Origin of the sequence: Micromonospora sp. RP3T (assembly GCF_003027925.1) — a bacterium.
In the GTDB taxonomy this organism is placed as follows: domain Bacteria; phylum Actinomycetota; class Actinomycetes; order Mycobacteriales; family Micromonosporaceae; genus Micromonospora.
Map to the genome: position 1 here is coordinate 98,285 of NZ_PYPS01000007.1, position 22,991 is coordinate 121,275.

Annotated in this window: 16 protein-coding genes; 6 read left to right on the forward strand and 10 right to left on the reverse strand. The window is 73.4% G+C overall.

Annotation, left to right across the window (positions count from 1 at the left end; translation table 11 throughout):
- Positions 1-13: 13 nt before the first annotated feature.
- The 4 genes from C8054_RS08360 to C8054_RS08375 all read right to left on the reverse strand — a co-directional run bounded on the left by C8054_RS08360 (position 14) and on the right by C8054_RS08375 (position 5,723).
- Positions 14-2,455 carry a glycoside hydrolase family 2 protein gene (locus C8054_RS08360; protein ID WP_107156171.1) on the reverse strand — a complete coding sequence of 814 codons (2,442 nt, stop codon included), beginning with the start codon at positions 2,453-2,455 and terminating at the stop codon, positions 14-16.
- The gene (locus tag C8054_RS08365; protein ID WP_199199616.1) at positions 2,452-3,294 is read right to left on the reverse strand and encodes a carbohydrate ABC transporter permease; all 843 of its coding nucleotides are present in this window, start codon (positions 3,292-3,294) and stop codon (positions 2,452-2,454) included. The genes C8054_RS08360 and C8054_RS08365 overlap by 4 nt, the downstream gene beginning before the upstream one ends.
- Positions 3,295-3,344: 50 nt before the next feature.
- On the reverse strand, positions 3,345-4,358 hold the full coding sequence (locus C8054_RS08370; RefSeq protein WP_107156173.1) for a carbohydrate ABC transporter permease: 1,014 nt from the start codon (positions 4,356-4,358) through the stop codon (positions 3,345-3,347).
- A gap of 81 nt (positions 4,359-4,439) precedes the next feature.
- Positions 4,440-5,723 (reverse strand): ABC transporter substrate-binding protein, encoded by a 1,284-nt coding sequence (locus tag C8054_RS08375; protein ID WP_107156174.1) that lies wholly within the window; start codon positions 5,721-5,723, stop codon positions 4,440-4,442.
- A gap of 383 nt (positions 5,724-6,106) precedes the next feature.
- On the opposite strand from C8054_RS08375, the gene C8054_RS08380 reads away from it, so the two are divergent.
- Positions 6,107-7,126 (forward strand): LacI family DNA-binding transcriptional regulator, encoded by a 1,020-nt coding sequence (locus C8054_RS08380; protein WP_107156175.1) that lies wholly within the window; start codon positions 6,107-6,109, stop codon positions 7,124-7,126.
- A gap of 18 nt (positions 7,127-7,144) precedes the next feature.
- Here the strand turns inward: C8054_RS08380 and C8054_RS08385 are convergent, their stop codons facing one another.
- A complete protein-coding gene (locus C8054_RS08385; protein ID WP_233219536.1) occupies positions 7,145-9,730 on the reverse strand; it encodes a bifunctional diguanylate cyclase/phosphodiesterase in 2,586 nt (861 codons plus the stop codon).
- Positions 9,731-10,021: 291 nt separating this feature from the next.
- Here C8054_RS08385 and C8054_RS08390 point away from each other — a divergent pair, with 291 nt between their 5' ends.
- The gene (locus C8054_RS08390) at positions 10,022-10,459 is read left to right on the forward strand and encodes a PH domain-containing protein (protein WP_107156176.1); all 438 of its coding nucleotides are present in this window, start codon (positions 10,022-10,024) and stop codon (positions 10,457-10,459) included.
- On the opposite strand, the gene C8054_RS08395 is transcribed toward C8054_RS08390, so the two are convergent.
- Positions 10,453-11,379 (reverse strand): 2-hydroxyacid dehydrogenase, encoded by a 927-nt coding sequence (locus C8054_RS08395; protein WP_107156177.1) that lies wholly within the window; start codon positions 11,377-11,379, stop codon positions 10,453-10,455. The genes C8054_RS08390 and C8054_RS08395 overlap by 7 nt on opposite strands.
- 142 nt (positions 11,380-11,521) lie before the next feature.
- Here C8054_RS08395 and C8054_RS08400 point away from each other — a divergent pair, with 142 nt between their 5' ends.
- The 3 genes from C8054_RS08400 to C8054_RS08410 all read left to right on the forward strand — a co-directional run bounded on the left by C8054_RS08400 (position 11,522) and on the right by C8054_RS08410 (position 16,228).
- Positions 11,522-13,327: a SpoIIE family protein phosphatase gene (locus C8054_RS08400; protein ID WP_107156178.1), complete on the forward strand. Its 1,806-nt coding sequence runs from the start codon at positions 11,522-11,524 to the stop codon at positions 13,325-13,327.
- Between the two features lie 63 nt (positions 13,328-13,390).
- Positions 13,391-14,566 carry a sorbosone dehydrogenase family protein gene (locus tag C8054_RS08405; RefSeq protein ID WP_107156179.1) on the forward strand — a complete coding sequence of 392 codons (1,176 nt, stop codon included), beginning with the start codon at positions 13,391-13,393 and terminating at the stop codon, positions 14,564-14,566.
- A gap of 54 nt (positions 14,567-14,620) precedes the next feature.
- Positions 14,621-16,228, forward strand: coding sequence for a metallophosphoesterase (locus C8054_RS08410; RefSeq protein ID WP_107156180.1), 1,608 nt, complete (start codon positions 14,621-14,623; stop codon positions 16,226-16,228).
- Positions 16,229-16,569: 341 nt separating this feature from the next.
- On the opposite strand, the gene C8054_RS08415 is transcribed toward C8054_RS08410, so the two are convergent.
- Both C8054_RS08415 and gatB read right to left on the reverse strand, forming a co-directional pair.
- A complete protein-coding gene (locus tag C8054_RS08415) occupies positions 16,570-18,918 on the reverse strand; it encodes a pyruvate dehydrogenase (protein ID WP_107156181.1) in 2,349 nt (782 codons plus the stop codon).
- A gap of 108 nt (positions 18,919-19,026) precedes the next feature.
- The gene (gatB, locus tag C8054_RS08420; RefSeq protein WP_107156182.1) at positions 19,027-20,523 is read right to left on the reverse strand and encodes an Asp-tRNA(Asn)/Glu-tRNA(Gln) amidotransferase subunit GatB; all 1,497 of its coding nucleotides are present in this window, start codon (positions 20,521-20,523) and stop codon (positions 19,027-19,029) included.
- Between the two features lie 140 nt (positions 20,524-20,663).
- Here gatB and C8054_RS08425 point away from each other — a divergent pair, with 140 nt between their 5' ends.
- Positions 20,664-20,954 carry a hypothetical protein gene (locus C8054_RS08425; RefSeq protein ID WP_146179883.1) on the forward strand — a complete coding sequence of 97 codons (291 nt, stop codon included), beginning with the start codon at positions 20,664-20,666 and terminating at the stop codon, positions 20,952-20,954.
- A 191-nt stretch (positions 20,955-21,145) separates the two neighbouring features.
- Here C8054_RS08425 and gatA read toward each other — a convergent pair whose 3' ends face one another.
- Positions 21,146-22,621: an Asp-tRNA(Asn)/Glu-tRNA(Gln) amidotransferase subunit GatA gene (gatA, locus tag C8054_RS08430; RefSeq protein ID WP_107156184.1), complete on the reverse strand. Its 1,476-nt coding sequence runs from the start codon at positions 22,619-22,621 to the stop codon at positions 21,146-21,148.
- A complete protein-coding gene (gatC, locus tag C8054_RS08435; protein ID WP_107156185.1) occupies positions 22,618-22,923 on the reverse strand; it encodes an Asp-tRNA(Asn)/Glu-tRNA(Gln) amidotransferase subunit GatC in 306 nt (101 codons plus the stop codon). The genes gatA and gatC overlap by 4 nt, the downstream gene beginning before the upstream one ends.
- Positions 22,924-22,991: the final 68 nt, after the last annotated feature.

The following is a 22,991-nucleotide window of genomic DNA, read 5'->3' on the forward strand; positions in this document are numbered from 1 at the left end:
GGGGGCCCCTCCTTCAGCCGTTGACGCAGCGCAGCACCGGGCGGCGCGTCAGCGCCGCCGCGTCCAGCGGCGCGGCGGCGCGCACCGTGAACACGGCGGCCTCCCCCGGCAGCAGCGTGACCAGCGCGGTGTCGACCTGCGCGGACGGGTCCAGCCGGTCGGGAAAGAGCGTCAGGTCGCGCAGCACGGTCCGGGCGGTCACCCGGACCCGCTGGCCGCCGTCGGTCGGCTCGACGGTCGCGTCCCACTCCGCCGCCGGCCACGTGATGTCGCGGTCCTCGGCGAAGAACCACAGCGCCCGCTCCGCGGTGTCGCCGGCGTCCGCGACGAGCAGCTCACGGCGGGCCTCGTCCGGCCGCGCCAGCTCCGCCGGCAGCGCCAGCACCACCGAGGAGTACGCCGGGACGTCGAGGTCGACCGAGGTCTTCGCCCTCGGCTCCCCGGTGACGGTGAGCCGGGTGACGGTGGCCGGCCCGGTCCACGCCTGCCCGGTCTCGTTCACCGCGACCAGCGCCAGCCCACCGTCGCGCGGCTGCACCGTGAGCAGCCGGTCGGCGTAGGCGCGGCGCAGCGCGTACCACAGGGGTTTACGCCGGCCGTCGCCGTCGACGGCGGCCCAGGAGGTGACCGGCCAGCAGTCGTTGAGCTGCCAGACGATGGTGCCGGTGCAGACCGGCCGGTGGGACCGGAAGTGCTCGACGCCGAGCTGGATGGCGCGCGCCTGGTTGAGCTGGGTGTAGTAGTGCCAGTCGTCGAAGTCGGCGGGGGGCGGCAGGTGGGCGTCCAGCCCGCGCTGGAGTTTCCGGTCCCCGTCGATCGCCTTCTGGTGGTGGCTCATGCCGGGCGAGTCGTGCGCGAGCGGCTCGTCGGAGATGGACCGGCGCAGTGTCGCGTACGCGGGCGGGGCCTGGTAGCCGAACTCGGCGACGAAGCGGGGCACGTACTCGCGGTACTTGGTGTAGTCGTCGTCGTTCCAGACGTCCCAGATGTGCATGGTGCCGTGCGCCGGGTCGTTGGGGTGCCGGTCCTCGGTGCCGGACCAGGGGCTGCCCGGCCAGTACGGGACGGTCGGATCCAGCTCGCCGACGATCGCGGGCAGCAGCTCCAGGTAGTAGCCGCGCCCCCAGGTGCGGCCGGCGAGCGGCTCCTGCCAGTCCCAGTCGTGCCAGCCCCAGATGTTCTCGTTGTTGCCGGTCCAGAGCACCAGCGAGGGGTGGCCGGCGAGCCGGGCCACCTGTTCCCGCGCCTCGGCCTCGACCTCGGTGCGGAACGGCTCCTCCTCCGGGTACGCCGCGCAGGCGAACAGGAAGTCCTGCTGCACCAGCAGCCCCATCTCGTCGGCCAGCTCGTAGAAGTCGTCCGACTCGTACCGGCCGCCGCCCCAGACGCGCAGCAGGTTGACGTTCGCCCCGACCGCCTGGTCGAACCGCTGCGCCAGCCGCTCGCGGGTGACCCGGTTGGGGAACGCGTCGTCGGGGATCCAGTTGACCCCCTTGACGAAGATCGGCAGGTCGTTGACGTGCAGCGTGAACGGGGTGCCGTGGGCGTCGGGCGTGGTGTCGAGGCGGACCGAGCGGAAGCCGATCCGACGGGACGCGGCGTCGAGGTCCCGCCCGTCGGCGGCGTGCAGCGTGACGTGGAGGTCGTGCAGCGGCTGGTCGCCGTGGCCGACCGGCCACCACAGCGCCGGGTCGGGCACGGTGAGCGCCAGCGCGGCGGTGCGTTCCCCGGCCGGCACGGTGACCTCGGCGGTGACGCCGGCGACGTCGGCGCGTACGGTCAGCGGCTCGTCGCCGGCCCGCTCCACGTCGACGTGCAGCTCCACCCGGCCGACGCCGGCGGAGACGGTGACCAGCGGCCGGACCGCGGCGAGCCGGGCGGTGGACCAGGCGTGCAGGCCGATCTGCTGCCAGATGCCGGCGGTGACCACCGTCGGTCCCCAGTCCCAGCCGAAGTTGCAGGCGGTCTTGCGGATGAACTGGAACGGCTCCGGGTACGCGTTGGGTCGGTCGCCGAGCCGGTCCCGGTGCGCCTGGGCGTAGCGGTACGGCGAGTCGAAGCGTACGGCCAGGGTGTTGTCGCCCGGACGCAGCAGCGCGCGGACGTCGAACCGGTAGGAACGGTGCTGGTTCTCGGTGCGCCCGACCTCGACGCCGTTGAGCGTCACGGTGGCCACCGTGTCCAGGCCGGCGCAGACCAGGTCGACCCGGTCGTCCTCGCCCGGCTGCCAGGCGAACGTGGTCCGGTAGACCCAGTCGGTGTGCCCGATCCAGAGCAGCCGGTTCTCGTTGTCGTCGAGGTACGGGTCGGGGACGAGACCGGCGGCGAGCAGGTCGGTGTGTACGCATCCGGGCACCGTGGCCGGCACCTCGGCCCCGGCGATCTCCGGCGGCACCTGCGGGCCGGGCTCGGCCCGCAGCGTCCAACCCTCGTGCAGCAGCGTGGAACGGCTCACGACTTCACCGCGCCTTCCATGATTCCGCGGACGATCTGGCGTCCACCGATGAACAGCATCAGCAGCAGGGGGACGGTGGCGATGAACGCGCCGGCCAGCACCCGCCGGTAGATCACGTAGTTGCCGCTGGCCAGGTCGGAGATCGCCACCATCGAGGTCGGGTAGTCGGTGCCGCTCAACGTGATCAGCGGCCACTGGAAGTCGTTCCAGGTGGCCACGAACGTGAGCAGGCCGAGCACCGCCAGGGCCGGGCGGATCGCGGGGAGCACGATCGTCGCGTACACCCGCATGGTCGTGGCGCCGTCGACCCGGGCCGACTCGATCAGCTCGTCCGGGACGGTGTTCACGATGAACTGCCGCATGTAGAACACGCCGAACGCGGTGACCAGGCCGGGCGCGATGACCGCGAGCAGGGTGCCGTTCCAGCCGAGCTTGCCCATCACGATGTAGAGCGCGACGATGCCGAGCTGGTTCGGCACGGTCAGGGTGAGCACCACGAAGAGCATCAGCGCGCCGCTGCCCTTGAACCGCAGCTTGGCGAACGCGAACCCGGCCAGCGAGCAGAAGAACAGCACCGAGGCGGTGACCAGCGTCGACACGATGACGCTGTTGACGAGCGAGGCGGCGAAGTAGACGTCCTGGAGGGAGAAGACCTCGTCGACGTTGGTCAGGAAGCGGTCGCTCGGCACGATCGCCGGTGGCAGCTTCGCCAGCGCCTCGTCGTTGCTGGTGGCGATGACGAACATCCAGTAGAGCGGGAACGCGGCGAACAGCATGCTGACCGCGAGCAGCAGGTAGGTCCAGAACCCGGCCGGCGTCTCCTGCGGCGCCCGGGCCATCGCGCGCCGCTTGCGCGGGGCCGGCGGGGCGGCGGGTGGGGCTGCGACGCTCATTTGCGCCCTCCGGACAGTCGGTTCGTCAGCAGGTAGTTGATCCCGGCGACGACCAGGATGATCAGGAACAGCGCCCAGGACATCGCCGCGGCGTAGCCGAGGTTGAGGTCCTTCCAGCCGACCTTGTAGATGAGCTGGGCGATGGTCTGCCACTCGCCGTTCGGGCCGCCGGTGGCGGCCTGGGCGTTCGGGTCGAACAGCATCGGCTCGGTGAAGAGCTGGAGCCCGCCGATGGTGGAGAGGATCACGGTGAACACGACCACCGGCTGGATCATCGGCACGGTGATGCGCCAGAGCTGTTTCCACTGGCCGGCGCCGTCGATCGCGGCGGCCTCGTAGACGTCGCGCGGGATGGACTGCATGGCGGCCAGGTAGAGCAGCGCGTTGTAGCCGATCCACTTCCAGTTGACCATGGTGGCGATGGCGATCCAGGCGTGCAGCTTGTCGGCCCGCCAGTCGATCGGGTCGTCGGCGCCGCCGATGCCGAGCAGGCCGAGCGCCCAGTTGGCCATGCCGAAGTCGCGGGAGAAGAAGACGCTGAACACCATGGTCGAGGCCACGATCGGCGTCACGTACGGCAGCAGCACGCCGACCCGCCACCAGGTCTGCGCCCGCAGTTGCCGGTTGAGCAGCGAGGCGACCAGCAGCGCGAGCAGCAGTTGCGGGACGGTGGAGAGCAGGAAGATGCCGAACGTGTTGTAGAGCGCGTTCCAGAAGTCCTCGTCGGCGAAGAGGCGACTGAAGTTCTCGACGCCGGCCCAGTAGGGCAGCGTCGGGTCGTCCAGGCGGTAGTTGCGCAGCGAGACCACCGCGTTGAACAGCAGCGGGAACAGCCCGAACACGATGAAGAGCAGGAAGAACGGCGCGATCATCAGGTACGGCATGTAGCGCATGTCGAAGCGGTACAGCCGGTTGCGCCAGGTCAGCCGCCGGTCGTCGGCCCCGCGACGGCCGCGCTCCGGCGCGGGTCGGTGGCGCGGCGGCGCGGGCGCGGCACGGGTGCTGGACATCGGATCACTCCAGAGCCGAGGTGGGGTGGACGGGTACGGCGGTGCCGGAGCGGGTCGGTCCGCTCCGGCACCGGTGGTGCGTCAGGACTTGGCGGCCTTGTCGGCCTCCTTGACCGCCTCGGACCAGGCGGCGTCGGGCTTCAGCGACTTGTTCTCCACCCGGCGGATGACGTTCTCCACCGCGACCCGGGTCGGGCCGTTCTTCTTGCCCAGGTACTGCGGGGTGAGGCCCTGCGCCATCTTCGGGAAGATCTGGCCGACCGGGGCGTCGTTGAAGAACGGGTTCTTGAAGTCGGCGATGGCCGGGTCGGCGTAGAGCGCCGGCTGCGACGGCAGGTTGCCGACCTTCTTGAAGATCTCGATCTGCTGCTCCGGCGCGACCAGCCACTCCAGCAGCTTGTACGCCTCGTCGACATTCTTGCCCTGCTTGGGGATGGTCAGGAACGAGCCGCCCCAGTTGCCGCCGCCGCCGGGCACCGCGGCGATGTCCCACTTGCCCTGGGTGCCGGGCGCGGTGTCCTTGATGTGGCCGAGCATCCACGCCGGGCAGGCGAGCACCGCGAACGCGCCGCTGGTGAAGCCCTTGTCCCAGTCGGCCTGGAAGCTGACCAGGTTGGCGGAGAGCCCACCCTGGACGGCCTTGACCGTGTAGTCGAACGCGACCTTCGGGCCCTGCTCCATCTGGAGCTGCTCCTGGTCGTTGTAGAAGCCGACCTGCTGCTGCCCGAGGATCGGGTTGAACAGGTTCGTGCCGGCGTCGATGAACTTCTTCTTGGTCTTGCCGGTGTACTGCTGGCCGACCTCGAGGAACTTGTCCCAGGTGGGCCAGAGCGCGGAGACCTGGTCGCGGTCGGTGGGCAGGCCGGCGGCCTTGAACAGGTCGGTGCGGTAGCACATGGCCAGGCCGCCCACGTCGGTGCCGAGCCCGATCTGCGTCTTGCCGTCGGCGGACAGCGACTGCTTCCACTTCCAGGGCAGGTACTTGCTCTCGTACGAGCCGGCGCCCTTGTCCAGCAGGTTGACGAACTTGTCGGACTGGCTGCGGAACTGGACCATGAAGCCCTCGTCGATCGCCGCGATGTCCGGCGCGCCGTTGCCGGCGACGAGCTTCTTCTGCAGGTCCTCGTGCTGGGCGTTGTACTCGCCCGAGTTGAGCTGGATCTTGACGTTCGGGTGGTCGGCCTCGTACTTCGTCTTGAGGTCCTGGAGGCCGAAGTCACCCCAGAAATTGATCTTCAACGTGACCTGACCGTCGGCCGCGTCCGCGCCGCCGGTGGTGCTCTTGCCGCTACAGGCGGCGACCATGACCAGGCTGACGGCACCGACGGCGGCCGTGCGCGCCCAGTGCGTCCAGGACCGTTTCATGTCATCCTCCGCGCCAAATGGGAACGCTCCCGAGATCGAGAGACGTTGACTGAACCGGATAAGTGAGGCCACCGTACGGTTCGCTCTTTGCACTGTCAACGGCCGGTTAACAGCGAGTCCGTCCCGTAACCTTGCGGACCGGGTGGGAGCGCGACCATGCGTGGTGGAGCGCTTTCCGGAGCAGTTTCGGGAGCGCCGGGAGGGTGGACACCGGGCCGGATCCCCGTACGCTGAACCGCACAAGTGACCAACTGTGCGGTTCAGTCGCCGGCGGGCCGCCGCGCCGACCGGCCGACGGGCCCGGTGCAGTAGCGTCACTCCCCGCCGCCACCCGGCGGCCGGAAGGCGCCCGCGAGGGCCGGACACAGTGGAGGAACGCTGCGGTGAAGCGGCCGACCATCGCCGACGTCGCCCGGCGCGCCGGGGTCTCCAAGGGCGCGGTCTCGTACGCGCTGAACGGGCAGCCCGGCGTCTCCGAGGCGACCCGCCAGCGCATCCTGGCCATCGCCGCCGAGATCGGCTTCAGCCCGAGCAGCGCCGCGCGGGCGCTCTCCGGCGCCACCGCCAAGGCGGTCGGGCTGGCGCTGTGCCGGCCCGCCCGGATACTGGGCATCGAGCCGTTCTTCATGGAGCTGATCAGCGGCGTCGAGGCGGAACTCTCCGCCCGCTCGTACGCGCTCACGCTCCAGGTGGTCACCGACCAGGAGGCGGAGATCGCGGTCTACCGCCGGTGGTGGGCCGAGCGCCGCGTCGACGGCGTCTTCGTCTGCGACCTGCGCACCGACGACCGGCGGGTGCCCGCGCTGGAGGAGTTGCAACTGCCCGCCGTGGTCATCGGCGGTCCCGGGCACACCGGCACCCTGGCCAACGTCTGGTCCGACGACGCGGCGGCCCTGGTCGAGACCGTCGAGTACCTGGTCGCGCTCGGGCACCGGCGGATCGCCCGGGTCGGCGGGCTCCCCTCGTTGCTGCACACCGAGATCCGCACCGACGCGTTCACCGACGTGTGCCGGCGGCTCGGCCTGGACGAGGCGAGCACGGTCTGGTCCGACTACACCGGCGAGGAGGGCGCCCGGGCCACCCGCCGGCTGCTCAGCTCCGCCAACCGCCCGACCGCGGTGATCTACGACAACGACGTGATGGCCATCGCCGGGCTGTCCGTGGCGCAGGAGATGGGGCTGGCCGTCCCCGGCGACCTCTCCATCGTCGCCTGGGACGACTCACCGCTCTGCCAGCTCGTGCACCCGCCGCTGACCGCGCTGGGCCGGGACATCCCGGCGTACGGGTCGCACGCCGCCCGGCAACTCCTCGCGGTGATCGCCGGGGAGCCGGTGACCGAGTTGCAGGACGAGACCGCCCACCTGACGCCGCGCGGCAGCACCGCCCCGCCGCGTCACCGCTGAACCGGTTAAGTCAGCTCCTCAGCGGGACGCCGAGGGGAACTCCTCGAACCACGCCTCGACCCGCTCCGCGGTCGCCGGCCGGGCCAGTGCGAAGCCCTGGCCGTACCGGCAACCCGCCCGGCGGGCGCCGGCCACCTGACCGTCCGACTCCAGCCCCTCCACCACCACCTCCACGCCGAGCCGGTCGCCGAGGTTCGCCACCACGTCGATCAGCGGACGCTGCCCGTCCCCGCCCGGCGCCACCAGGTGCGGGCCCACCTTCAGCAGGTCGATCGGCAACCGGCGGAGCTGGGCCAGCGAGGCGTGCTCGGCACGGAAGTCGTCGAGCGCGGTGCGCACCCCGAGCGACCGCAGACCGGCCAGCCGCGCCGTCACGGTGGGCAGCTCCGCCCCCACCGCCGGCTCGGCCACCTCCACCACCAGCCGTTCCGGCGGCACGTCGTACGCCGCCAACGCGGTCGCGGTACGCGCCACGAAGTCCGTCGCGGCCAGCTCCCGCGGCGTGACGTTGACCGCCATCCACAGCTCGCGGCCCCCCTCCGACCAGGCGGCGAGCTGCCGGCAGGCCCGGTCCACCACCCACCACCCGACCTCACCGAGCAGGTCCAGGTCGGCCGCCACCGGCAGCAGCTCCGCCGGCAGCACGGTGCCCAGCGCGGGGCTGCGCCAGCGCAGCAGCGCCTCGGTGCCGACCGGCATCCGGTCCGCCAGCGCCACCACCGGCTGGTAGACCAGGTCCAGCTCGCCGCGAGCCACCGCGCCGGGCAGCTCCCGTTCCAGGTCGAGCCGGCGGACCAGTTGCTCCTCCAGGTAGGCGTCGTACCACTCGATCCGCTCCCGGCCGAGCTGCGCCGCCCGCCGCCGCGCCAGGTCGGCCTGGCGCAGCACGTCCTCCGGGTCGCCACCGGTGGTCTCGGCCAGCCCGACGCTGACCCGGAGCGGAGTACCGCCCTCCGGCCGGGGGTACGGCTCGGCGAGCGCCGTCAGCAGCCGCGTGCCCAGCGCGTACGCGGGCACCGGCCCGAGGTCGGTGAGCACGGCGAACCCGGTGTCGCCGACGTGGGCGACCAGGTCGTGCGGACCGCAGCCGGCGCGCAGCCGGCGCCGCACCTCGACCAGCGCCGGCCCGTCCGGCGGCGCCGCCTCGTCGCCGTGCACGTCCACCAGGAGCAGCGCGCCGCCGCTGCGCAGGGACAGCGCCCGCACCAGCTCGGCCCGGGTCAACAACGCCGGCTCACCGCCCTCGTCGCCCACGCCGGCAAGCCGCCGCAGCCACGCCTCGCTGGCCGCGAGCCGCTCCACCCGGCGGCGCTGGTCGGCGGCGGCCAGCAGCTCACCCACCATGATCGGCGGGATGACCGCCAGGCCCAGGGCCATCGCCGCCGGGGTGAACTCGCCCGCCGTGCCCAGGTGCACGCCGGCCGCGAGCGCGGCGATGCCGGCCGGCGCGGTGAGCCGGGGCCACGCGGCCGGCGCGGCCCCGTGGTGCGGTCGCTCCCCCGCCGAGGTACGCCGGGCGCCGGCGGCGATCAGCAGCGCACCGGCCAGCACCGGCGGCGCGACGGCCGACAGCGCGCGATCCGGGGCGTCGTACGCGAGCAGCACCACCAGCAGCGCCAGCCCGCCCAGCGTGAGCCCGGCGCCGGCGTGGCAGCACGCGGCGCCCGGCCGACGCCGGCGTTCGGAGACCGCCGCCATGGCGAGCACTGCCAACGCCACCGCCCCGCCACCGGTGGCCACCCACGCGACCGGCGGCACCGGACCGGCGGGCAGCAGCATCCAGCCGGCGAAGACCAGGCTGACGCCGAGCGCGAGCACGTCGACGGTGCGGCGCAGACGTTCCCGGCCGGGGAGCCGGGACCGACCCGGCAGGCGGAGCAGCGCGGCGGCGTGCAGCGGCGCGGTGAGGCCGAGCCCGATCAGCGCCACCGGCAGCCGGTGCGCCGGGTCGCTCAGCGGCAGCACCGCGACCGTGAGCCCGGCGACCAGGACGGCCGCGTCGAGAATCGCGGCGACCCGCCGGGACAGCGCGACCCGGCGGGCCTGCCGCCCGGTCGCGGCGCCCGGGACGGGTGGGCCCGCCCGGCCGGTCACCTCGGCCCGACCCGGGGCGGGGGTCCGCTCCGGCGGCCCGGAGCCGCCCGCCCGCGGTATGCCGAGGCAGGTCTTCGGTCGACCCGGAACGGCGCGCGGCGCCGACGCCGGACCGTCGAGGTGCGGAACGGCGCGCGGCGCCGACGCCGGACCGTCGACGGGCGGAACGGCGCGCTGCCCCGAGACCGGATCGGCGGAGCCCGGGGGGACGTGCCGCGCCGGCGTCACGGGGTCGGCACCCGCTGCACGGCGGCGCGTCCGGGTCGAGGGCAGCGGGCTGCGCGCCGGGACGGCGTGACGAGTCGGCGCCGGGGTGGGCGGGACGCCTGCCAGCCAGGCGAGCCGGACACAGGCGAGGGCGGAGGCGCCGGCAACGGCGAGCGCCGCGGCGGCCGGACCGGGCACGAGCCCGGCGACGCCGGCCAGCAGGAAGGACATGCCGAGGAGCGATACGGCCAGGTCGGGCAGCGGTGGCCGCCGGCGGGGTCCGGCGGAGGGGATGACGGGCACGGCGGTCGCCTTCGTGAGGGGGCACGGGGCGGTGCTGTTGCGGTGCGGCGTGCGGGGCAGGACGGGCGGTCGCATCGGCGGGGACCGCTGCGGCCATGCCTAAGAACGATCCCGGAATCGGCTGGTGACGGCACGTTCAGAGTGACGCGCGTCACATTCACCGCGGTTGACGGCGACAAAACGGACGGCAGGTGCCGCCAACTTCATGATCACGCGCGAGGGCCGGGGGGCGGGGCCGGGGGGCGGGGGCCAGGGGCGGGGTGTGAGCTGGTCGGATGCGATCATCGGAGCGTGAGTCGCGCCGACACCGTCCGGTTCCGTCCCAACCAGGCCATCCTGGTGGCCGCCATCGTCGCCTTCATCGGCGCGCTGCCGCTGGCCACCGCCCGATGGTGGCTGCTCTGGGTGCTGCTGGTGCCGCTCGGGATCGGGCTGTGGGCGTGGCGGTCCGGCACCGACGCCGACGCCCGTGAGCTACGGCTGCGGGCGCTCGTCGGGCAGCGACGGGTGCCCTGGGACCGGGTCGCCGAGCTGGCCGGCGACGCCCGCGGCCGGGCCGTCGTCCGGCTCGACGACGGTCAGGTGCTGACGCTGCCCGCGGTACGCGCCACCGACCTCCCCCGGCTGATCGCCACCACCGGGCAGCGCCTTCCCGACGGCGCCACCGGCCGGGGACGGCTCGACGACGGCACCGGTCGGCAGCAGCCCGACGACGACGCCGGTCAGTAACCGTCCACCACCCGGTTCGTCAGCTCCTCCCCGGCCACGAAGCGGCGCAACTGCGCCCCCACCAGCCGGTACGCGCGCGGCAGCAGACCGCGCACCGAGCCGGCGACGTGCGGGGTGAGCAGCACGTTCGGCAGCTCCCACAGCGGATGGTCGGCCGGCAGCGGCTCCGGGTCGGTGACGTCCAGCGCGGCCCGGAGCCGCCCCGACGCCAGTTCGGCGAGCAGCGCCGGCGTCCGGGCCACCGGTCCCCGCGCGGCGTTCACCAGCAACGCGCCGTCCGGCATCGCGGCGAGGAACCGCTCGTCGACCAGCCCACGGGTCTGCCCGGTCAGCGGCACCAGCAGCACCACCACGTCCGCGGCGGGCAGCAGGGCGGGCAGGTCGGCCACCCCGTGCACGTCCTCGTCCGGGCGGGCGGTGCGGGCGACAAGCGTGAAGCTCACCTCGAACGGGGCGAGCCGGGCGCGTACCGCCGCGCCGATCGAGCCGGCGCCGACGATCAGCACCCGCTTGCCGGCCAGCTCGTCGGTCGGGGCGACCTCGTCGTACGCCCATTCCCGGCGGGCCTGGGCGCGGGCCAGCGGCGCGAACCCGCGCAGCGCGGACAGGATCGCGGCGACCACCCACTCGGCGGTGGCCGAGTCGTGCACGCCGCGGGCGTCGCAGAGCGTCACGCCGGCCGGCATCCGGCCCGCCCACGCGTCCGCGCCGGCGGAGAGCAGTTGCACCACCTCGACGTCCGGCAGGTCGGCCAGGAGCGCGCCGGCGTCCGGGCCGGCCAGGAACGGTGGCACCCAGAACCGCACCCCGGCCGGGGACGACGGGAGGCGGGCCGGATCGGTCAGCACCTCCACGGTGACGTCGGGCGGCAGTTCGCCGAGCAGTCGACGACCGTCGGGATGCGGAATCCATGCCTTCACGACCGCCGACGATATCCGTAGCCGCAGGTCGACGCGGCGGCGGCCGTGACGAACGCCCCGCCGGAGGTCGGACACCCGTGCGACAGGGTTTAATCGAGGGCGGGACGCCGGCCGGCGTCGCGACGCGCAGGACAGGGGGGCGATGAGCGAGGACGACCCGGAGCGGAAGGTGGCGCCGATTCCGGCGCTGACCGATCCCGACCGGCTGCGGTCCCTCGACGAGACACGCCTCGACGCGGTGCCGGACGAGGCGTTCGACCGGTTCGCGCGGCTGGTCGGCGACCTGCTCGATGTGCCGGTCGCGCTGGTCTCCCTGGTCGACGCGGACCGCCAGTTCTTCCCCGGCGCGACCGGGCTGCCACAGCCCTGGGCGGATCGCCGGGAGACCCCGCTGAGCCACTCGTTCTGCCAGCACGTCGTCGACATCGAGGTGCCGATGGTGCTGCCCGACGCCCGGCTCTACCCCCGGGTGCGGCTGAACCTGGCCATCGAGGACCTCGGCGTGGTGGCGTACGCGGGCATGCCGCTGACCGACCTGGAGGGGCGGGTGCTCGGCTCGCTCTGCGCCATCGACAGCAAGCCCCGCGCCTGGACCAGGGAACAGTTGCGTACGCTCGCCGACCTGGCCGCCGCCTGCTCGTCGGAGTTGCGGCTGCGGATCGCGGTCCGCAGCGCCGAACAGGCCCGCCGCCGCGCGGAGGAGGCCCACGACCGGCTCGCGATGCTGGCCGGGATGAGCGAGATGCTCGGCGGCACGCTCGACGTGGCCACCGCGGTCGACCGCCTGGCGCACGCCATGGTGCCGCTGCTGGCCGACTGGTGCCTGATCACGCTGGTCGACCCGGCGGGCCGGCCGCGCAGCGTCTCCGGCGTGCACCGGGACGGGGAACGCCGCGCCGACCTGGCCCGCTTCGCCACGCTGCTGACCACCGGGCTCGGCCCGGAGTCGCTGATCCGCTCGGTGCTGCGCTCCGGTCGGCCGGTGATGCGCGGCGCCGCCGGCATCGCGGACGTGGCGCACGGCACCACCCGCCCGGAGCTGGTGCCGCTTGCCGAACGGCTCGGCATCGGCTCGCACCTGACGGTGCCCATCACCGCCGTCGGCGACCGGGTGATCGGCGCCGTCACGCTTGTCAACCGCGCCGGCCGGCGCGGGTTCGACGCGAGCGACCTGCGGACCGCGCAGGACATCGGGGTACGCGCCGGCCAGGCGGTCGGCAACAGCCGGCTCTACGGCGAGCAGCGGCACGTGGCCGAGGTGCTCCAGCACAGCATGCTGCCGGTGCTGCCGACCGTGTCCGGGATGGAGCTGTCCGCCGGCTACCTGCCGGCGGCGGACCGGGTCGAGGTCGGCGGCGACTGGTACGACGCGTTCGTCCAGCCCGACGGCGAGCTGATCGCCGCCATCGGTGACGTCGCCGGCCACGACATCGAGGCCGCCGCCACCATGGGGCAGTTGCGCAACCTGGTCCGGGGCAACGCGTACGGGCGGGACGATCCGGTGGAGGAGCTGGTGGCCAACCTCGACCGGGCCATCGGTGGGCTCCGGGTGCCGACGGTCGCCACCGCCGTGCTGGCCCGGGTCCGGCCCGGCGACGGTGGGCTCCGGGTCTGCTGGTGCAATGCCGGGCACCCGCCGCCGGTGCTGATCCGCGCCGACGGCACGGTGTCGGTGGCGGAGGGACGCGGTCCGCTGCTCGGTCTGGTCCGCCCGCCCCGGCGCACCGGCCGGACGCTGACGCTCGCTCCGGGCGACACGCTGCTGCTGCACACCGACGGTCTGATCGAACGCCGGGACCAGCCGATCGACGAGGGGCAGGCGGAGTTGCTCGACCGGCTCGCCGCCGACGGTCCGGACGTGCCGCTGGCCGTGCTCTGCGACCGGCTGCTGGCCGCCGCGCACCGCCGCGAGGACGACGTCGCCGTGCTCGCCCTGCGCGCCGGCTGAGCGGCCGGCCCGCACCGCGTCGTCCGGCCCGGTTCGCCGTCGCGTGCGGCTACGCTGGGCCGGGTGAGCCCGCGACTCCCGTACCCCCGCGCCCACCGCTTCCGGACGGTGCTGGCGGCGTCCTGCGCGGCGCTGCTGCTGGGCACCGCCGGCTGCGCGCTCGGTGAGCCCGCGCCGGATCCGGCCGGCGAGCCGCCCAACCTGCCGACACCGTCGAGCACGGCCAGCCCCGGCGGGGCGAGCCAGCAGGTGGTGGCCACGGTGCTGGCGAAGGGGCTGGCGGTGCCGTGGGCGATCGCGTTCCTGCCCGACGGCGCGGCGCTGGTCACCGAGCGGGACAGCGGCCGGATCGTCCAGGTCGGCCCGGAGTCGGGGCCGGACGGGCTGGCCGTCCGGCCGGTCCAGACGGTGCCCGGCGTGGCGGCCGGCGGTGAGGGCGGCCTGCTCGGCATCGCCGTCTCCCCGAAGTACGCGCAGGACCGGACGATCTTCGTCTACTACACGGCCGAGGCCGACAACCGGGTCGCGAAGCTGCGGCTGGGTCAGACGCCGACGCCGATCCTCACCGGCATCCCGAAGGCCGGCAACCACGACGGCGGCGGCCTGGGTTTCGGCCCGGACGGCTTCCTCTACGTGAGCACCGGGGACGCCGGGCGCACCGCGAACGCGCAGGACCCGAAGAGCCTCGGCGGCAAGATCCTCCGGATCACTCCGGAGGGCAAGCCGGCCCCGGGCAACCCGACCGCCGGTTCGCCGGTGTGGTCCTCGGGTCACCGCAACGTGCAGGGCTTCGCCTGGATGCCGGACAAGCGGATGTACGCGGTGGAGTTCGGCCAGAACACCTGGGACGAGATCAACCAGATCAACCAGGGCGGCAACTACGGCTGGCCGCAGGTCGAGGGGCGCGGCGACGACAACCGCTACGTGGACCCGGTCGTGCAGTGGCGCACCGCCGACGCGTCCTGCTCCGGGCTGGCCGCCGTGGAGCGGCTGCTGGTCGCCGCGTGCCTGCGGGGGCAGCGGCTGTGGCTGGTCGAGCTGGCCGGCAACGGGACCGTCCTGGGCCAGCCGCGCGAGCTGCTCACCGGCCGGTACGGTCGGCTGCGTGCCGCCACCGTGGCGCCGGACGGCTCGATCTGGGTGAGCACCTCGAACCGGGACGGCCGGGGTCGGCCGGCCGCCGAGGACGACCGGATCCTGCGGCTGGTCCTCGCGGACGGCGGCGCCGGCCGGAGCTGAGCCGCTTCGGACAGGTTTGCCAAGATCACTCACTGGGCAGGTCAGAATCTCAGCATGGACGGCCAGGAGAACGAAGAGCAGCGCGCCGGGGACCCGACGTCCCCGGCGACCGGCCGCGCCCGCCGCCTCGCGGCCTGGCGACCGGGCCACCGGCTGCGCCGGGTCGGCGTGGCGCTGGCGCTGCTCGCGGTCACGCTCGGCGGCATCGTGGTCGGCACGTACGCCGGCGGCCACGTCGGCACCGACATCGGCCCGTTCCGGGCGGAGCTGAAGCTCAGCCCGTCACTGAGCGGCGGCACCACCGTCGACATCCCGCCGTTGGGCGCGTTGTTGCTGGACAGCCACGACGGGCCGGCGTACCTGACCGTCGAGGTGGGCTCGCTGGACCAGCGACGCACCGAGGCGCTCATCGACGATCCGGCGAGCATCAGCCGGGCCAGCCAGTCGGCGGTGCAGGACGTCCGGGACGGCGTGCTGCGGCTCGGCCTGCGGACGCTCGCCTCGGCGGTGCTGGCCACCCTGCTCCTGGCCGGGCTGGTCTTCCGCGACGTGCGGCGTACCGCCTGGGCCGGCGGGTTGGCGCTGGTCATCACCGCCGGCAGTCTCGGCCTGGGCGCGGCCACCGTCCGGCCGCAGGCGATCGAGGAACCGCGGTACGAGGGGCTGCTGGTCAACGCGCCCGCGATCGTGGGTGACGCGCGGCGGATCGCCAACGACTACACCAAGTACGCGGAGCAGCTCCAGCGGCTGGTCGGCAACGTCAGCAAGCTCTACACCACGGTCTCGTCGCTGCCGGTGGTGCAGCCGTCCCCGGGCACCACCCGGGTGCTGCACGTCTCGGACATGCACCTCAACCCGACCGGCTGGCAGCTGATCCGTACGGTGGTCGAGCAGTTCGGCATCGACGTCGTGATCGACACCGGCGACCTCACCGACTGGGGCAGCGAGCCGGAGGCGTCCTACGTCGGCTCGATCGGCCTGCTCAAGAAGCCGTACGTCTACATCCGCGGCAACCACGACTCGCCCCGGACCGCCGCGGCGGTGGCCCAGCAGCCGAACGCCGTGGTGCTGAACAACTCGACCACGACGGTGGCCGGGCTGACCATCGCCGGCATCGGCGATCCGCGGTTCACCCCGGACAAGGAGACCTCACCGGCCGGCAGCGGACTCACGTCGGCGGTGGCCGACCAGGTGATCGGCGCCGGCGAGCAGCTCGCCGGCACGGTGGAGAAGTCGCCGCGAAAGGTGGACGTGGCGCTGGTGCACGACCCGGCGTCGGCCGGGCCGCTCTCCGGCACCTGCCCGCTGGTGCTCTCCGGGCACACCCACGCCCGCCAGGTGTCGAAGCTGCCGCAGGTGCCGGGTGAGCAGCCGACGACGCTGATGGTCGAGGGCTCGACCGGTGGGGCCGGGCTGCGCGGGCTGGAGGGCGAGAAGCCGACGCCGCTGGCCATGACGGTGCTCTACTTCGACCAGCAGAAGCTGCTCCAGGCGTACGACGAGATCACCGTGGGCGGCACCGGGCAGTCGCAGGTCAACCTGGAACGGCACGTCATCCGGGACCCGGCCAAGGGCGACGAGGTGCCGGTCACCCCGACACCGACCCGCGGCGCCCCGGAATCGGGGTCGCCGAGCGCGACCCCGGCCCCGACCCCCAGCTGATTCCCCGTTACTTTTCGTGACGGCGGCATCGGAACGGGGTGTCGGCCCGCGCCCCCTTTGCTCTGCAGCCATCGACGCAGCAGCCACCGAGTGTCACCGCCCTGGCGACCGTCGCCGCGCGATGGTCCCGACCTAAGCGCAGGTCGAAGCCGTGGTGCGGATTTGGCTGCAGAGCAAAGGGCGGCGCGCGGTACCTCCGTCGCTCCGCTCGGCCGTCACGGTCCGCGACAACACGTTCCGCTCACTCTCCGCGACGGCCTTCCGCCACACCGCATGACGGCACGGCCGCTCCCACCGCACGACGGCACGGGCCGCTGACGCCGCGCAACCGTCCGGCCGGGTCAGCGCAACGCGAGCGCGGCCAGCGCCGCGTTGACGATGCTGCCGGGCAGCAGGTCGTGCAGCTCGTACAGCTCCCGGACGGTGCCGGACTGACCGAACTCGTCCACCCCGAGCGGCACCGCCGGGGCGCCGACAGCCGAACCGAGCCAGGCCATCGCGTGCGAGGCCGCGTCCTGCACGGTCACCACCGGCACCCGGTCGGCGAACGCCGACCGCAGCGCGCCGGGCACGCTCGGCACGGTGGCGGTCCGCACGCCCTGACGCAGCGTCCGCTGCCACGCGCGGTAGAGCCGGTCCAGGCTGGTCACGTCCACCACGTGCGCCGCCACGCCCTCCTCCGCCAGCTCCGCGGCGGCGGCCAGCACCTCCGGCAGCACCGCGCCGGAGGCGGCGAGCTGCACGACCGGGGCATCCGCCAGATCCGGGTACGCCTGGTGCGCGTCGACGAGCCGGTACGCCCCGGCCACCACCTGCCGGCGCAGCACCGCGTCACCGAGCCGGGCCCGCGCCGCCTCGAACGGCGCCTGGTCGATCGGTCGGGTGCTGAGCCGGAAGTAGTACGCCCCGTCCTCGGCCGGCGCGGCGGTGACGGCCGGCGCGGCACCGCCGGCGATCTGCCCGAGCGCGTCGCAGAGCAGCCAGTCCAGGCTGCCGGCGTACGCGGGTTCCAGGAACGTCACCCCGGGCAGCTCCAGGCCCACCGACGCGGTGATGGTGGACTGGTGCGCGCCGCCCTCGGGCGCCAGCGTGATGCCGGACGGGGTGCCGGCCACCACGAACCGGGAACCCGAGTAGGTGCCGTACAGGAACGCGTCGAGCCCGCGCAGCACGAACGGGTCGTAGACCGTGCCGACCGGCAGCAGCGGCTGGCCGGACAGGTCCCACGACAGGCCGAGCTGGCCCAGCAGCAGGAACAGGTTCATCTCGGAGATGCCCAGCTCGATGTGCTGCCCGGCGGGGCTCTCCGTCCAGCGCAGCATCCGGTCCTCGGTCCACGAACGCTGCTCGGTCGGGGCGAACACGCTGGTCTTGTTGATGAACCCGGCCAGGTTGGTCGAGGTGGCCACGTCCGGCGCGGTGGTCACCAGGTAGGGCGCCACCTGCGGGTCACGGGCCAGGTCGACGAGCACCCGGCCGAACACCTCCTGGGTGGAGACCGGCTTGTTCGCGCGTACCCGGGTCGACTCCGGCACGGTGACACCCAGCGCCCGCTCGCGCGGCGCGCGGGACAGCGCCTCCCGGCGTTCGCCGGCCCAGATGCCGGCCGGGGACGCCGGGTCGAGGCGGTCCCACTCGGTCTCCGCGGTCAGGCCGTGCGCCGTCCGCAACGCGGCCACCTGTTCGGTGCTCAGCAACGCCGAGTGGTTGCGCGGGTTGCCGGCGATCGGCAGCCCCCAGCCCTTCACCGTGTACGCGAACACCACGCTGGGCCGGTCGGTGACCGCGTCGCACTGGGCGTACGCGTCGAGCAGCGCCTGCGCGTCGTGCCCGCCCAGGTCGGTGACGAGCGGGCCCAGCTCGTCGTCCGGGACGTCGGCGACGAACGCGGTCACCTCGTCCGGCGCGCCGTCCAGGAACTGCTTGCGCAGGACCGGCCCGGTCAGCCCGAACAGCGACTGGTACTGCTCGTTCGGCATCCGGTCGATCCAGTCGCGCAGCGCCGCACCACCCGGCCGGGCGTACGCCTCGGCGAGCCGGCGGCCGTACTTGACCTCGACGACGTGCCAGCCGGCGGCCTCGAACTGGCCGCGCCACTGGTTGATCCGGATGCCGGGGACGACCCGGTCCAGCGACTGGCGGTTGAAGTCGACGAGCCACATCACGTTGCCCAGGCCGGTGGTGGCCGGGTCGGCGACCGCCTCCCAGATGTTGCCCTCGTCCAGCTCCGCGTCGCCGATCAGCGCGATGAACCGGGAGTGCGGGCGCGCGCCGAAGTGCGCGTCGACGTAGCGGCGGGTGACGGCGGCGAACAGCGGCGCGGCGGCGCCCAGGCCGACCGAGCCGGTGGAGAAGTCCACCTCGTCCGGGTCCTTGGTCCGCGACGGGTACGACTGGAGCCCGCCCCGGGCGCGCAGCTTCGGCAGGTAGGACCGGTCCAGGTTGCCGAGCAGGTACTGGATGGCGTGGAACACCGGGGAGGCGTGCGGCTTCACCGCGACCCGGTCCTCGGCGTCCAGGTGCTGGAACCAGAGCGCGGTCATCGCGGTCACCAGCGACGCGCTCGACGCCTGGTGGCCGCCGACCTTCACCCCGTCGCCGGTGTCCCGGTCGTGGTTGGCCGCGTCGACGATGCGGGTGGCGAGCCAGAGCACCCGGCGCTGGATCTCGTCGAGGACGTGCTCGTTCACGGTGACTCTCCATCCGGGCGTCGCCGTTGACGCCCTCGGTGTGGGGGTGGCAAAGCGGGGCCCCCGCTTAACGCATTCTGCATAGGCGGGGGCCCCTCTTAACACGTGTCAGGCAGCGCCGAGACGCTCCAGGATCAGCTCGCGGACGGTCTTCGCGTCCGCCTGGCCGCGGGTGGTCTTCATGACGGCGCCGACCAGGGCGCCGGCCGCCGCGACCTTGCCGCTGCGGATCTTGTCGGCGATGGCCGGGTTGGCGGCGATCGCCTCGTCCACGGCGGCGGTGAGCGCGCCGGTGTCCGAGACGACCTCCAGGTTGCGGGCGGTCATGATCTCGGTCGGCGAGCCCTCGCCGGCCACCACGCCCTCCAGCACCGTACGGGCCAGCTTGTCGTTGAGCTTGCCGGCGTCCACCAGGCCCTGCAACTCGGCCACCTGCGCCGGGGTCGCCCCGATGTCGGCCAGCTCCACGCCGGTCTCGTTCGCGCGCCGGGACAGCTCACCGAGCCACCACTTGCGGGCCGCCGCCGGCGTGGCGCCGGCCGCCACGGTGGCCTCGATCAGCTCCACCGCGCCGGCGTTGACCACCGACTGCATGTCCAGGTCGGAGAGGCCCCAGTCCTGCTGGATCCGCTTGCGGCGCAGCCGCGGCAGCTCCGGCAGGGCGGCCTTCAGCTCGGCCACCCAGGCGGTGTCCGGCGCGAGCGGCACCAGGTCCGGCTCCGGGAAGTACCGGTAGTCGGTGGCGGTCTCCTTGGACCGGCCCGACGTGGTGTCGCCGGTGTCCTCGTGGAAGTGCCGCGTCTCCTGGACGATCCGGCCGCCCGCGTCCAGCACCGACGCCTGGCGCAGCATCTCCGAACGGACCGCCCGCTCGACCGAGCGCAGCGAGTTGACGTTCTTGGTCTCGGTCCGCGTGCCCCACTCCGCGCCGGGCAGGTTCAGCGAGGTGTTGACGTCGCAGCGCAGCGAGCCCTCCTCCATCCGCACGTCGGAGACACCAAGCGAGCGGATCACGTCGCGCAGCTCGGCGACGTACGCGCGGGCGATCTCCGGGGCGAGCGCGCCGGTGCCGGGGATCGGCTTGGTGACGATCTCCACCAGCGGGATGCCGGCCCGGTTGTAGTCGACGAGCGACTCGGTGGCGCCGTGGATGCGGCCGGTGGCACCACCGACGTGCAGCGTCTTGCCGGTGTCCTCCTCCAGGTGCACCCGCTCGATGCCGATGCGCACCAGCTCGCCGTTGACCTCGACGTCCAGGTGGCCGTCGAAGCAGAGCGGCTCGTCGTACTGGCTGATCTGGAAGTTCTTCGGCATGTCCGGGTAGAAGTAGTTCTTCCGGGCGAACCGGCACCACTCGGCGATCGAGCAGTTCAGCGCCAGGCCGATCCGGATGGTCGCCTCGATGGCCGCCTTGTTGGCCACCGGCAGCGAGCCGGGCAGGCCCAGGCAGACCGGGCAGACCCGGGTGTTCGGCTCGCCACCGAAGTCGGTCGGGCAGCCGCACCACATCTTGGTGTTCGTGCCCAGCTCGACGTGGGTCTCCAGGCCGATCACCGGTTCGTAGCGCGCGACGACCTCGTCGTACGCGGGCAGTGTCGTCGTCATCTGAGCTCCAGGCGCGATCCGGACAGAACCGGTCCAGCCTAATCGGCTGGGCCGGCCACCCCGCTGCCGGGCTTCGAGATCGCCGCGCGGGGACCCGCCGCGCCGGCATGAAGAAAACGACCCGGGGGTACGTGTCGACCATGACGAATACGGGGGACAACTCGACGGTACGGCCGGACGAACCCGGGGAACCCCGGGTGCCGCCCTTCCTCCGGCATCCCCGGCAGATCGTGGTGGCGGTGGGCGCCGTCTTCGTCGTGGCGGTGACGCTCAGCACGATCCGGTGGTTCCTCTCGGACGACCCGGAACCGGAGAGCTTCGGCGCCTTGATGCTGGCCAGCGTTCTGCCCGGCGTCGTCGGCGCGCTCGTCGGGCTCGTCGCGGCGCGGTGGCTGACGAGCCGTCGACGGCGCGACCCGACGGGTCGGTGAGGAACGGGCAGGTGAAGCCCGGCGTGGTGCCCGTCGCCGGGGCGGTGGCGCTCGGCCTGCCCGCGCTGCTGACCGGGATCTGGGTGGCGGACGGCGACCACGACTTCCGGGACGTGGTCGCCGTGGTCGCCGTCACGGGGATGTCCGGACCGGCGCCGACGGCGAACCGTCGACGCCGATCGGGGACGGGGTCAGAGAGCCGGCGGGGTGAACGCGCCGACCGAGGACTCCAGCGCGGCGGCCACCCGGTACATCCGGTCGTCGGCCATGGTCGGGGCCATGATCTGCAGACCCACCGGGAGCCCGTCGGACAACCCGCACGGGACCGAGATGGCCGGACCGCCGTAGAGGTTCGTCGGGATGGTGAAGAGGTCCGCCAGGTACATCTGGTACGGGTCCGCGGTGCGCGCGCCGATCGGGAACGCCACGAACGGCGTGGTCGGCGAGATCAGCGCGTCCACCTGCTCGAACGCGCTGGTGAAGTCGCGCGTGATCAGCGTGCGCACCTTCTGCGCCTGGCCGTAGTAGGCGTCGTAGTAGCCCGACGAGAGGGCGTACGTGCCGATCATGATGCGCCGCTTCACCTCGGGACCGAAGCCGGCCTCGCGGGTCAGCGACATCACCTCCTCCAGCGACCGGTTGCCGTCGTCGCCGACCCGCAGGCCGAACCGGACGCCGTCGAAGCGGGCCAGGTTGGAGGAGCACTCGCTCGGCGCGATCAGGTAGTAGGCCGGCAGCGCGTACCTGAAGTGCGGGCAGGAGATCTCGACGATCTCGGCGCCCAGCTTGGCCAGCGCCTCGACCGACTCGCGGAACGCCGCCATCACACCCGGCTCGGCGCCCTCGCCGGTGAACTCGGTGACCACGCCCAGCTTGACGCCGGTCAGGTCACCGCTCGCGCCGAGCTTCGCCGCACCCACCACGTCCGGCACCGGGGCCGGGATCGAGGTGGAGTCACGCGGGTCGTGGCCGCCGATCACCTGGTGCAGCAGCGCGGCGTCGAGCACCGTACGCGCGCACGGGCCGGGCGTGTCCAGCGACGAGGAGAACGCCACCAGGCCGTACCGGGAGGTGCCGCCGTAGGTGGGCTTCGCGCCGACGGTGCCGGTGACCGCGCCGGGCTGGCGGATCGAGCCGCCGGTGTCCGAGCCGATCGCCAGCGGCGCCTCGTACGCGGCGAGCGCCGCCGCGCTGCCGCCGCCGGAGCCGCCCGGGATGCGGTCGGTGTCCCACGGGTTCCGGGTCGGCCCGTACGCGGAGTATTCGGTGGACGAGCCCATGGCGAACTCGTCCATGTTCGTCTTGCCGAGCATCACCGTGCCGGCGGCGCGCAGCCGCTCGACGATCGTCGAGTCGTACGGCGGACGCCAGCCCTCCAGGATCTTCGACCCGACGGTGGTCGGCACGCCCTTGGTGGTCAGCACGTCCTTGACCGCGACCGGGACGCCGGCCAGCGGGCCCAGCTCCTCGCCGGCGGCGCGGCGCTCGTCCACGGCCCGCGCGGCGGCCAACGCGCCGTCGCTGTCGACGTGCAGGAACGCGTGCACCCGGTCGTCGACGGCACCGATCCGGTCCAGATGGGCGCGGGTGACCTCGACCGCCGAGGCGTCACCGTTGGCGACGAGGCCGGCGAGGTCGACGGCATTGAGCCTGGTCAGGTCGGTCACGATGCCACATCCTCGTCCAGGATCCGCGGAACGCGGAACCGCTGCTCCTCGGCGTCGGGCGCACCCGACAGCACCTCCTGCGGGGTCAGGCTCGGCGTCACCACGTCATCGCGGAGCACGTTGGTCAGCGGCACCGAGTGGGAGGTCGGCGGGATGTCCGCCGCGGCGACCTCGCCGACCTGCGCGACCGACTGGAGGATCACGTCCAGCTGGCCGGCGAACATGTCCAGCTCTTCCTCGGTGACGGCGAGCCGCGACAGTCGCGCGAGGTGCGCGACCTCCTCGCGGGAGATGGCGGCCATCGGGTGCCCCCTTCGTGGCTGTCCTTCAGACGTCTGCGTGTGCCGGCCGCGCGTCTGACGGAGCACGA